Source organism: Bifidobacterium mongoliense DSM 21395, assembly GCF_000741285.1.
Classification (GTDB): domain Bacteria; phylum Actinomycetota; class Actinomycetes; order Actinomycetales; family Bifidobacteriaceae; genus Bifidobacterium; species Bifidobacterium mongoliense.
On record NZ_JGZE01000010.1, the window covers coordinates 84,988 to 97,876 of the forward strand.

4 protein-coding genes and 1 pseudogene are annotated in these 12,889 nt (G+C 66.8%); 2 read left to right on the top strand and 3 right to left on the bottom strand.

What is annotated here, in order from left to right:
• The first annotated feature begins 18 nt into the window (after positions 1 to 18).
• Complete coding sequence (locus tag BMON_RS04360; protein ID WP_033511135.1) at positions 19 to 2,676, top strand: DNA gyrase/topoisomerase IV subunit A; 2,658 nt, start codon at positions 19 to 21, stop codon at positions 2,674 to 2,676.
• An 89-nt stretch (positions 2,677 to 2,765) separates the two neighbouring features.
• On the opposite strand, the pseudogene BMON_RS04365 reads toward BMON_RS04360, so the two are convergent.
• Together BMON_RS04365 and BMON_RS04370 are read right to left on the bottom strand one after the other, a co-directional pair.
• Positions 2,766 to 7,522, bottom strand: a pseudogene (locus BMON_RS04365) (DEAD/DEAH box helicase).
• Between the two features lie 8 nt (positions 7,523 to 7,530).
• Positions 7,531 to 8,790 carry an MFS transporter gene (locus BMON_RS04370; RefSeq protein ID WP_033511139.1) on the bottom strand — a complete coding sequence of 420 codons (1,260 nt, stop codon included), beginning with the start codon at positions 8,788 to 8,790 and terminating at the stop codon, positions 7,531 to 7,533.
• A 227-nt stretch (positions 8,791 to 9,017) separates the two neighbouring features.
• Here BMON_RS04370 and BMON_RS04375 point away from each other — a divergent pair, with 227 nt between their 5' ends.
• Positions 9,018 to 10,478 carry an aspartate ammonia-lyase gene (locus tag BMON_RS04375; protein ID WP_051917899.1) on the top strand — a complete coding sequence of 487 codons (1,461 nt, stop codon included), beginning with the start codon at positions 9,018 to 9,020 and terminating at the stop codon, positions 10,476 to 10,478.
• Between the two features lie 82 nt (positions 10,479 to 10,560).
• On the opposite strand, the gene BMON_RS04380 is transcribed toward BMON_RS04375, so the two are convergent.
• Positions 10,561 to 12,810 (bottom strand): DNA gyrase/topoisomerase IV subunit B, encoded by a 2,250-nt coding sequence (locus BMON_RS04380; protein ID WP_033511141.1) that lies wholly within the window; start codon positions 12,808 to 12,810, stop codon positions 10,561 to 10,563.
• Between the last annotated feature and the right edge of the window lie 79 nt (positions 12,811 to 12,889).

The window sequence follows — 12,889 nt, forward strand, 5'->3', positions numbered from 1 at the left end:
TCAAGGGAGTTTTCAGGAATGGCAGCACGTCGTAGACCGGCACACCCGTCCTTTGACCCGAGGACGGTCAAGGAGCATATCGTCGAAACGCCGTTGAACGAGGAAATGAGCAAATCCTTCCTCGAATACGCGTATTCGGTGATCTACGCACGAGCCCTGCCCGACGCCCGTGACGGGCTCAAGCCGGTGCAACGCCGCATCGTCTACCAAATGGGCCAGATGAACCTGGCCCCCGACCGGGCCTACATGAAGTCGGCCCGCGTGGTCGGCGAGGTCATGGGCAAGCTCCATCCCCACGGCGACTCGGCGATCTACGAGGCGATGGTCCGGCTCGCCCAGCCCTTCGCGATGCGTCTGCCGCTGGTCGACGGACACGGCAACTTCGGATCCCTGGACGACGGCCCCGCGGCCTCGCGGTACACCGAAGCGCGGCTGGCCCCGGCGGCGCTGGGCATGAACGCCAGCATCGGCGAGGACACGGTCGACTTCACGCCGAACTACGACAACAAGCTCCAGGAGCCCACGGTCCTTCCCGCCGCCATCCCGAATCTGCTGGTCAACGGCGCCTCCGGCATCGCCGTGGGCATGGCGACCAACATGGCGACCCACAATCTGGGCGAGGTCGTCGCGGCGGCGCAACACCTCATGGCCCATCCCGACGCCGACGTCGAGGAGCTCATGCGCTATGTGCCCGGGCCGGATTGGCCGGGCGGCGGCATCATCATCGGGCGCGACGGGATACGCGACGCCTACCGCACGGGGCGCGGGACCGTGGTCACACGGGCGAGCGCGCATATCGAAAACGTGACGGCGCGCAAAAAGGCCGTCGTCGTCACGGAACTGCCGTTCATGATCGGCCCGGAACGCATACTCGAACGCATCTCCGAAGGCGTCAAGAACCATAAGCTCGAGGGCATCTCCGGGGCGATCGACCTGACCGACCGGCACAACGGGACGCGCCTGGTGATCGAGGTCAAAACGGGGTTCGACCCCGACGCGGTCATGGCGCAGCTGTTCAAGCACACGCCGCTGCAGGAGAACTTCACCATCAACAACGTGGCTCTGGTCGACGGGCGGCCGCACACCATGGGGCTCAAGGAGATGCTCGAGGTCTGGGTGGCCCATCGCCGCACCGTGGTGCGTCGGCGCAGCGAATACCGCCGGCGCAAGGCGCAGGAACGTCTGCATCTGGTCGAAGGGCTGCTGTTGGCGCTCATCGACATCGACGAGGTCATCCAGGTCATCCGCACCTCGGAGAACGCCGATGCGGCGAAGGGCCGGCTCATGCAGGTCTTCGACCTCGATGAGATCCAGGCGCAGTACATCCTCGATCTGCGGCTGCGGCGCCTGACGAAGATCAGCCGCATCGAGTTGGAATCCGAACGCGACGATCTCGCCCGCAGCATCGCGGAGCTCGACCGGATCCTCGCCTCCGCCGAGGAACTCGACAAGGTCATCGTCGCCGACATGGACGATGTGGTCGAACGCTGGGACACCCCGCGCCGCACCGTGCTGCTGGACCAGGGGCCGTCGGGCGGCCTGGCCCCGGTCCTGGCCGAGGGCGACGCCTCGCTGCGCCACTCCGCCATCGCGGCCATCCAGGCGGCGCATACCGTATCCTCGGCGGCAGCCGACGTCGCCGCCGCCGCGAAGGCCACGAAAGCCGGACAGCATGACGCCGCCGCCTCGGCCCTGCAGCTTGACGACGCCCCTTGCACCGTGCTGCTCAGCGCCTCCGGACTGATCGCCCGCAGCACACCCGAAGCCGCCGAGATCTGGTCCACCCGCTCGGCTTCCGACGGCAGGGCCGGCGACGATCAGATCGTCGCCATCGTCCCCACCACGACACGGGCCTCGTACGGTCTGGTGACCTCCGCGGGACGTCTCGTCCTCGCACAGGTGGCCGATCTGCCGGTTCTGCCCGCGACCGTGACCCTGTCACTGACCGGTGGGGTGCGGGCCGATGAGTTGCTCGCGCTGACCTCCAGCACCGATCCGGTGGCGGACGAACACGTCGTCACGGCCATCTCGATGGATGACGGGCGACCACCACTCGCGATCGGCACCGGGCACGGCGTCGTCAAACGGTGGAACCGGGAGGCGCCCTCGACCATGGATTCCTGGCCCATCATCGAACTCAAGGATGGCGATGCGGTCGTTTTCGCCGCCGACGCCGCCGACGGAGACCGCCTGGTCTTCGTCTCCTCCGACTCCTCACTGCTCACCTACGATGCGAAGCTGGTGCGACCGCAGGGCCGCACGGCGGCGGGCATGGCGGGCATCAAGCTGGAACCCGACCGTCGCGTCATGGCGTTCAACGCCGTCCCGGCCCGGCACCTGCCCTGGTCGTATGAGGAGGGTGACAACGGCCTGTTCTCCGCCTCCGGAGCCGTGGTGCTCACCGTGGCCGGCGATGGCGACGCCCTGGCGGGGACGGATAACGGTTCGGCCAAGATCACACCCCTCGAGATGTACCCGGCGAAGGGCCGGGCCACCGGTGGCGTGCGTTCGCAACGGTTCCTCAAGGATCAGAACACCCTGCTCACGGCCTGGGTCGGCAACTATCCGCTGCGGGCCAGCTCGGCCGGCAACACCCCCGTCGAGCTGCCGAAGCCCGACATGCGGCGCGACGCCTCAGGCGTGGAGCTCGACGCCGCGATCGCCTACATCGCCTGATCACCCGCATCGGCCACACGGCCACAGGACCACGCGGGTGGTGATGCGGCCGTGTGGCGTCTCGTCACGTGGTCTCACTGACACACGGCTCAGCGGTACCACGTCATCCCCTGGGGCCCCGGCGTGAAGCCGGCCTCACGCATACGTCCCGTCGCGGGATTGCGCATATCGAAAGGGGCCCCGTCGATATCGCGGAAGGTCACGTTGCGCAGACCCGACCGCACCGCGGTCAGCGCCACCTCGCGCACCGCCGCCGCCAAGTTGTCGCCGCGCAATGCGTCGTGGGATCCATGGCCCTGTTCCGCCGACCCATCCCCCGATGGCGTATTCCCCACGAAACCGAGCAAGTGTCGGGCCGAAGGCGCAGCGAAGAGCACCGGGGCACCGGCGACGAACGCCACCATGCCACCGGTCCGATGCGTGGGCCGTACGCGGCCGTCGCCGCGATCCTCGGGCCAGGGCACGCCCCATCCGGCGAGATTCGCGGGATCGCGGGCATCGAGCACCACCGGATCATGCGATGCATGGTCATCGTCGTCGTGAATCCCGGCACTCGCCACGCGCCGCAAGTCGTCGATGGTGTCGCGGCGCGCGAACTGCGAGGCCCCGTATCCCTTGACGAACATGCCGCGGAGCAGGACGCCGGCGTTTTCCATGCCATGCAGGACGGGGTACAGCGACGAAAATCCACCGGGCACCGCTTCCTTCTCGACAAGCGGCTGCGCCACGATACCGTACCGGTCGAGCATCGACTCCACCAGGGCCACGAGGCGTTCCTCGACGCCCGCACTCCCCGGCCCCGTCATCGACCACAGCCCGCCCAGATCGCCATGCCAGCGACTGAAGGCCCGCGCGACGCCGTACGCCCGATCACTGCAGGGACGGCCTGACCGACGCAGCCGTCGACCACGGTAGGACCCGGCTCCGTACCCCCCGGCTCCATATCCCCCACCGTGCACGCCCGGACCGGAGGCACGGCTAGGCTCGACCATCGAAGCACGCATGCGCACGGGTGCGAAGGAGCTGTTGGTGACGCTTCCCCGCCACACCAGTGCCCACAGGGCACGACCCCACTCCTCCTGGTCGATTCCTGTCGCGTCCGGAGTCGGGGAACCCGCCATTGCTCCGTGATCGTGGTCGGCCGCGTACCTCGTGGCCAGCTCGACCAGCCGGGCAATCGGATAGGCACCGCCGCGCGACAGCGCCGACATCAGCGCATCCTCTAGGATCGTTGTGGTTGGCCTTGTACTTGGCGTTGTTGCCGTTGTCGACGGCGGCGAAATTCTGGTCGTGACTGCCTTCGCACGCCCGGCCGGGACCTCATGCCCACGCTCGTTCGTGACTTCGACGGCGCCCTCGCCACCGTCATCGTCTGCATGCTGCTCCCGGGCCGGAAGCAGTGGGGAATCCGCAAGGAACCACGCGATGTCGCCGGTACGGCCGTCGCCGGTGGGCGACGACCCCACCCACACCACATCGCCTGACGCCAGCGCGGCGTCGAGCATCATAGGCTCATAGTCACGCAGTCGCGCCGGGAAGACCGATCCCTCCCACAAAGCCGCGGGCAGAAACACCCCTTCCAGTTGCTCGATGACGCGCAGCAGCCCGTCCATGTCCTCGTGACGCTCCGCGCCGACGGGGCCGACGCCTTGGCGCTCGATCACGAAGCGTTGGATGACGGACGCGTCGACGGGCCGCACCGCACGCCGGGCCTTGGCCAGGGAGCGGGCGCGGATGCGGCGGAACACCTCGCGATGCAGGTATTGGTCGACCCGTGCATCCGGGGTGAACCGCCCCACCATGAGATCGCCCTTCGCCCGCAACGCGTCAAGCTCGTGCACGGCCACGGCAGCGTCGACCCGCAGATCGGCGATCAGGCGTCCGCGGTGAACGGCCCGTGGGTTTTGGCGTATCGGCTGATGCGACCGGGCACGTCGGCCTCGTCCAGTTCGTTCCAGAAGACGCGTTGTCCGAGTTCTCCGGCCACTTCATCGATGATGTCGGGATCGAGCACCTCGGCGATGTGATCGGTGCCGATGAGCCGTTCGAGCGCTTCGGCGTCCATGGACAGCAGCGCGGCGCTCCGCTCCGCCTGCGGGACATCGTACTGGTACATCACCGCACCCACGAATCCGAACAGGAGGTCGTCGGCGAACGTCGACGGCGTGGCCGTGGTCGCGCCGAACAGCCTGATGTCGCCGCGCCGCAGACGCCCCATGACCCGCTTCAGGGCGGGCATGTCGTACACATCCTGCAGACACTGCCTGGCCGTCTCCAAGATCAGGGGGAAGTTACGGCGTTTCCTGGCCGCGGCGAGCAGCTGCGCGGCCCTGAGGCGCTGCTGCCACAACGGCACCCGTTTGCCCGGACTCGTGCGGGGCATGTACAGGGAGCGGGCGGCGCATTCACGGAACGTCGCGGCGAACAGCACCGAATCGCCGACCTGCTCCTCGACATCGCGCTGCAATTCGGATTCGTCGAAGAGGAACAGTTCGTCGTCCGAAATCGCACCATCCTCCTGCGGCAGCACCAGGATGATGCCATCATCGGCCGCGTGGCACTGGCCATCGAAACCGTACCGGGCGCTGAGCCGGTGCGCGATGGCGAGCGCCCATGGTTCATGCACCCTGCGCCCGTAGGGGGAATGCAGGATCACGCGCCAGTCCCCCTGCTCGTCGGGGCAACGCTCCACCACGAGCGTGCGGTCGTCGGGCACCCTGCCCGTGGCCTGTCGCTGCCGATCGAGCAACCCGGCCAGCGTCGAGATCGCCTGATCATCCATGCCGTCGGCATGCAGACGGTCCAGCGTCGGCGCTTCGAATCGGGGCGCGGGCGGCAACACACCGGAACCGTCGGACGTGCTGCCACGCAACGCGGTGTCATCCAACGCACTGTCATGCAACGCGGTGTCACACAATGCTCGGGACAACGCCCTGATGAAGGATCCCAGCGCCTCGCCTGAACCGGCGTCACGGCCCGGCCCCTCACCATGCCAGAACGGCAGGCGCGCGGTCGCACCCGGGGCGGGCATGACGACGACGCGGTCATGGGTGATCTGCTGGATCCGCCAGGTCGAGGTCCCCAAGGTGATCACATCCCCCACACGGGATTCGTACACCATCTCCTCGTCGAGTTCGCCGACCCTCCTTGGCCCCGTACTCCCCTCGTCCTGCGGGATCACCACGCTGTACTGGCCCCGGTCGGGGATGGTGCCGCCGGAGGTGACGGCGAGCCGCTGAGCCCCCGGTCGCGCGACGATGGCACCGCTGTCGCGATCACGGGCCAACGGCGGGCGGAACGCGGAGAAATCCTCCGCATCGTAGGCGCCGGTCAGCATGCCGATCACCGCATCGAACGACGTGCGGTCCAAGTGGTCGAAGGGCGCGGACCGACGGACCAGCGCATACCACGAGTCGGGATCGAGATTCGCCATGGCCGCCGCGGCGACGGTCTGCTGGGCGAGGACATCGAGCGGGTTGCGCAGCACCCGCAGCGGCTCGATGGCCCCGGCCCGCATGGCTTCGATCGTCGCCCCGAGGGCGAGGAGGTGACGGGGTGTGATCGGATAGAACAGAGCGTGGGAGATGCCGCCCACCTGATGGTCGGCGCGGCCCACACGCTGCAGACCCGAGGAGACGGAGAAGGGCGGCGCTATCTGGATCACCAGATCGACCGACCCCATATCGATGCCCAGCTCGAGGCTGCTCGTGGCCACGACACACCGCAGACGGCCGTGCTTGAGATCTTCTTCTATGCGTTTGCGCCGGTCCTTGGACACCGAACCGTGGTGGGCCATCGCGATGGCGTCACCGTCGTCATGCGACCCCACCAGAGCGGTGGTCGAACCGACGACCGAATCGACATGCAACGCATTGCCGTACCCCTTCACCGCGTCATGCCCCAACACGGCCCCGGCGTACAGGTCGTTGAGCCGTGCGGTGAGCTTCTCCGCCAAGCCACGGGAGTTCACGAACACCAATGTCGTATGGTGTCGAAGCACCTCATCGAGCACGCCGCGTTCGATGAGGGGCCACACGGAGTCCGAAGCGGCATCGCCCGTCGCACCACCCGCCGTCGCACCAACCACAGCGTCACCGACCGGTCCGCGTTCGTTCTCGACGCCCACGACACGCAGCGCCATGGGCGCGGCCGACTTCGGTTCCACGATGGTGACGGGGCGCCCGCCTCCGATGAACCGCGCGGCCTCCTCAGCGGGCCGGACCGTTGCGGACAATCCGATGCGCTGTATCGGATGCGCGGACAGCGTTTCGAGCCGCTCAAGACTGAGCGCCAGATGGGCGCCGCGCTTCGACCCGGCGAGCGCATGCACCTCGTCCAGAATCACGGTATGCACCGAAGCGAGCACCTTCGAGGCCCTCGAGGTGAGCAGGAGATAGAGCGATTCGGGGGTGGTCACGAGGATGTCCGGCGGGTGCGACGCGATGGCGCGGCGCTCGCGTGGCGGGGTGTCGCCGCTGCGTGTGGCGACACGAATCGCCGGCGCCGGCAGGCCACGACGACGGCATTGCGCGGCGATGCCGTCCAGAGGCGCGGTGAGATTCCTGGCCACATCGACGGCCAGCGCCTTGAGCGGCGAGACGTAGAGCACCTTCACGCCGGACACGCTCGCATCCGATTCCGGCCGGGCTCCGTGCCCCATCAGCCCGTCGATCGACGAAAGAAACGCCGCCAACGTCTTGCCCGATCCGGTGGGGGCGATGAGCAGCACGTTATTGCCCGAGGCGATCGCCGGCCACGCCTCGCGCTGGACCGCCGTCGGCTCGCCGAACGCCGACTCGAACCAGTCCCTCGTCGTTGGGGCGAACCGGTCCATGCATGCGTACATATGTTCGATTATGACAGTGCACGCCGACCGGAGCCCACGGTTCGCCGCAATCGCTCATGCAACAGCACCATGACCACCAACAACGCGAGCAGGCACCACGGGAACCAAGCGAGAGTAACACGCTGCGCTATCAGACCGAAGACCGGAGGCACGATCAACGACCCGGTGTAGGCCCCCGCCATCTGGACACCGACGATTGACTGGGATCGCTCCTCACCGAAATATCCGGGGGTCGCGTGAATGATGCTCGGGTAGATGGGGGCGCAACCGAGTCCGACGAGCCCGAGCCCGGCCAGGGTCCAGCCATGTTGAGACGCCGGAATCATCATGAGCAGCAGGCCGCACCCCAGGATGGCCTGACCCAGGCGGATCATGGTCGGGTCATCGCACCACAGGGTGAGCAGTCCCCCCACGGCCCTGCCCACGGTGATGCCGACGAAGAACAAGGCCACCCAGGCCGCCGCCACAGCCCGATCGACGCCGCGCTGCTGCACCATATAGCTGCCCGCCCACAGCCCGGTGGTCGTTTCCAGAGCGCAATAGCAGAAGAACATCGCGATGGTCGGTGCGACACCGCGGATGGCCATGACCTGTGCGAGTCCCATGGGATGGGCGCCGCGCGATTGCGCCCTCCCCCGTGCGGTCGTAGAAGCGGTCCCCTCCGGCGCATCACCCGCTTTTCGGGTATCCTCCTCATGCTGTGCGCCCGGGGCTAATACGACCCGCCCACGCCATAACGGCAGGGTACAGAGCAGCACCGCGGTCAACACCATCTGGATGACGCCGATGGCCCGATACCCCCATGGCCACCCGTGGCCGTCGGTGAGCGCCAGGGACATGACGTAGGGCCCCACGGAGGCGCCGACACCCCACATGCAGTGAAGCCAGCTCATATGCCTGCTGGCGTAATGGACGGCCACATAGTTGTTCAATGCGGCATCGACGCCGCCGGCCCCCAGACCATAGGGCACGGCGCACACGAGGAGCATCCAGTACGCGGAGGACCACGAGAACCCCATGAGCGCCACCGCCGTGGTGGCGACGGAACACGCCGTGACCCGCCCGACGCCGAAACGCAACGTCATACGATCCGACATCAGCGCGGAGACGATCGTGCCCAGGGAGATCACCGTCGAGATGCCCCCGGCCCAGGACACCGGTACCCCGAGAGCGGGTCCCATCGTCGGCCACGCCGCACCAAGGAGCCCATCGGGCAATCCCAAACTGACGAAGGCGAAATAAATCACCGCAAGCAACACACCCGTCATCACAACTCCTCTATCCTTGGGTCAGACAAACCACGGTGGTCCAATAGGCAACGAGAGACGGCATCGCTCCCGTCCACCCCACCGGTATGCACCATCGCGCCACACCGCGGCCATTCGACTCACAGACACCTACAGTAGACGACAGCGAACAACGAGAGGAACACACCATGACCCATGAGCACACGATACCGGCAGCCGAAGGCCACACGGCGGACCACGGCTCCGGGATGCCCGCCACCCGTCTCGAACACGACTGCATCGGGCAGCTCGAAGTACCTGCCACCGCCTACTGGGGCATCCACACGTTGCGTGCCGTAGGCAACTTCACGGTCTCAGGCATGCACGACGCGCAGCACACGCAGCTCATCCGCGCCTACGCGACCGTCAAACGCGCCTGTGCGCAGGCCAACGAGGAGCTCGGCATCATCACGGCGGACAAGGCCCATCACATCGTCACGGCATGCCTCGAGATCGAGGGCGGGGCGCTGAGTGACCAGTTCCCCATCGACCCGCTGCAGGGTGGCGCGGGCACGTCGACGAACATGAACATGAACGAGGTCATCGCGAACCGGGCACTGGAGCTCGCAGGCCGGCCACGGGGCGATTACGCCGCCCTGCACCCCAACGACGACGTCAACGCCTCGCAGTCGACGAATGACACGTATCCGGCCGCGTGCCACCTGGCCATCATCAACGAGATCCACCCGCTCATCATCGCATGCCAGCGGCTCGCCCGATCGTTCCACGACCTCGCCGACCGGCACATCCACGATGTGACCATCGGCCGCACCCAACTCCAGGACGCCGTCCCCATGACGTTCGGCCAGGAGTTCCACGCGTTCGCCAGCTTCCTCAAATCGGACTGGCAGGCGCTCGAAGCGCTCATCCCCCGGCTCTGCCAGGTCAACCTCGGCGCCACCGCCATCGGCACCGGCATCTGCGCCGACCTGCGCTTCAGGAACGCGGCCGTGGGCCATCTCGCCGTGGACACTGGGCTGCCGATGACCGCGGCGCCCGATCCCATCGCGGCGGTGACGGACACGAGCATGTTCCTCGAGACCGCGGCGGCGCTCAAGACGCTGGCCATGCATCTCAAGAAGGCCGCCGACGACCTGCGTCTGCTCAATTCCGGACCCCGCGCCGGATTCGACGAATTGGACGTGCCGGCCCGCCAGGCGGGCAGCAGCATCATGCCCGGCAAGATCAACCCCGTCATCCCCGAATGCGTGGATCAGTGCTGCTTCATGGTGTTCGGCATGGATACGACCGTGACGTGGGCGGCCAACGAGGGTCAGCTCCAGCTCAACGCCTTCGAGCCGGTGATCATCCACTCACTGCTTGAGGGCATGACCCTGATGATCAACGCGATGGACATGTTCCGCATGCGCTGCGTCGAGGGCATCACCGTGCACATCGCCGTCGGGCGGGACCACGCCCTGCGCTCGCCCTCCATCTCCGCCTCGCTCAACGCCCGCATCGGCTACGAGCACTCCATGGCCATCGCACAGGCGGCGGTGGAGAGCGGCCGGACGGTGCGTGAGGTCGCCGGCGAACGCACCGATCTTCCCGCCGCCACACTCGACGAACTGCTCGACCCCATCACGCTCTCGCGCCGGTTGGGTCAGACCTGCCGCGAACGGCCGACAAAGCCGGAGGCCCGGCAAGCAGCCAGTCGGACGGCCAACTAGGCAGGCACCCGGCGACCCAACCAGACGGCCTCGCGCCGATGACGCGGACGGCCACGAGGACCTCCACGCCGCCACGCGCCGATCAGGTATCGATCTTCGTGCGGTCGAAGTCGTCGGCGTTGTCGATGATGAACCGTTTGCGCGGCGGTACGTCGTCGCCCATAAGCAAGCCGAACACGTCACTGGCCTGCGCCGCGTCCTCCATCCGGATGCACCGCAGCATGCGGGTGCGTGGATCCATGGTCGTATCCGCGAGCTGATCGGCGTCCATCTCGCCCAAGCCCTTGTAGCGCTGCACTTCGGGATTGAAATCGATCTTCTCGCGCGTCAACTGCTCGATCTTGCCGGCGAGTTCGTCGTCGGAATACGTGTAGATGTACTCACCCTTGTGCGAGCCCGCAAGCGCGATGCGGTGCAGCGGCGGCACGGCGGCGTAGACGTGGCCGTATTCGATGAGCGGACGCATGTAGCGGTAGATCAGGGTGAGCAGCAGGATGCGGATGTGCGCCCCGTCCACGTCGGCGTCGGTCATCATGATGAGCTTGTTGTAGCGGGCCTGCTCGATATCGAAGTTGGCGCCCGACCCCGCGCCGACGACCTGGATGATGGCGGAGCATTCCTTGTTTGCCAGGATCTGCGCCAACGAGGCCTTCTGCACGTTGAGGATCTTGCCACGAATGGGCAGCAGGGCCTGGAACGACGAGTTGCGCGCCGCCTTCGCCGTGCCCAGTGCGGAGTCGCCCTCGACGATGAACAGTTCGGCGATGTCGTCGTTGCCCGGCTGGCAGTCGGAGAGCTTGGGGGGCATCGAAGCGGATTCGAGCGCGTTCTTACGCCGGGTGACCTCCTTGGTCTTACGCGCCTGGATGCGGGCGTGCATCTCACCGGTGATCTTCTCCAACACCCGGCCGGACTGCTCCTTGAAGCCCCGCCTGGAGCCGGAGATCATCTCGCCGAACTGCTTGTCGGTCATCCGCGCCACGATCCCCTTGACGGGGGCGGTGCCCAGGACGTCTTTGGTCTGCCCCTGGAACTGGGGCTCCGCGATTCGGACGGTCACCACGGCGACCAGACCCGACAGGATGTCGTCGCGTTCGATGCGGGTGCCGGAATCCTTGAGATTCACCTTGTAGCGCCGCGCGTTCTCCTCCACCATCTTGCGCACCTGCCGGGTGAGGCCTTGCAGGAATCCGTCGACGTGCATACCGCCGCCCGGCGTCTCCACGACGTTCACGAAGCTGCGCATCGTCGTGTCGTAGCCGTTGATCCAACGCAATGCGATATCCACGCCGCATTCGCGGGTGATGTGTTCGGCGTGCAGGTCACCGTTCGCATCGACCGCCTGGGTCTCCTCCTTGTAGTTGGCCGTGCCGGTGATATGCCAGATGCCGCTGACCGGTTCGCCATGGGAAAGGTAGTCGACGAAATCCTTCACGCCACCGTTGTGCTGGAATTCCTCGACACGCCTGTGGCTCGACCGCGGGCTCTCCCCCACGCCGGCGAGGCGCACGGATGCGTCATCGTCCACGTCTGCGGGCGTCGCCGGGTCATCGACATCGGCACGCGGTGAAGCGTCCGGCCCATCCACTTCGAGCATGTCGTCGACATTCACGTCGCCGGTCGGCGCGATGGACTCGTCGATCACGGTGATCTTGAGGCCCGGCACCAGGAAGCTGGTCTGACGCACGCGGTCGATCAACTGCTCGTAACTGAATCGCGCGGTGTCGTTGAAGATGTCGGGATCGGCCCAGTAGCGCACCCTCGTGCCGGTGGTCTTCGCCGTGACCTTGCCGATGACCTCGAGTTCGGTGGGTTTGTTCTTGCGGGTGCGCTTGAACGGCGCGTCGGGCGACGGGTTCTGCGTATCCTCGTCGCGGTAGACGCCGGGATGCCCCTGGTGGAACGCCATGTGATAGGTCTTGCCGTTGCGGTCGACCTCCACGTCGAGACGGGAGCTCAGGGCGTTGACCACGGATGACCCCACACCATGCAGGCCGCCGGCGGCGTGGTAGGAATCATTGCCGAACTTCGCGCCGGCATGCAGTTTGGTGAGCACGACCTCGACACCGGTGAGCTTGGTCTTCGGTTCGACGTCGACGGGGATGCCCCTGCCGTTGTCGGCCACCTCGACGGATCCGTCTTCGTGGAGGGTGACCGTGATGCGGTCGCAGGCCCCGGCCAGGGCCTCGTCCACCGCATTGTCGATGATCTCCCACAGGCAGTGCATGAGACCCTGGCTGTCGGTGGTGCCGATGTACATGCCGGGACGCTTGCGCACGGCGTCCAACCCCTCCAACACGGAGAGGTTCTTGGCGCTGTAATTGTCAGTCATGATTGATGGTCCTCACATCGGAAGGCCCCGCGCCGCCTGGTGCGACGAGGAGCCGGAAACGAACGCTGATCGGTGCGAC

Coding starts and splice junctions, on each gene's coding strand:
- BMON_RS04360 (WP_033511135.1), top strand. CDS start 19: ATGGCAGCACGTCGTAGACCGGCACACCCGTCCTTTGACCCGAGGACG.
- BMON_RS04370 (WP_033511139.1), bottom strand. CDS start 8,790: ATGACGGGTGTGTTGCTTGCGGTGATTTATTTCGCCTTCGTCAGTTTG.
- BMON_RS04375 (WP_051917899.1), top strand. CDS start 9,018: ATGCCCGCCACCCGTCTCGAACACGACTGCATCGGGCAGCTCGAAGTA.
- BMON_RS04380 (WP_033511141.1), bottom strand. CDS start 12,810: ATGACTGACAATTACAGCGCCAAGAACCTCTCCGTGTTGGAGGGGTTG.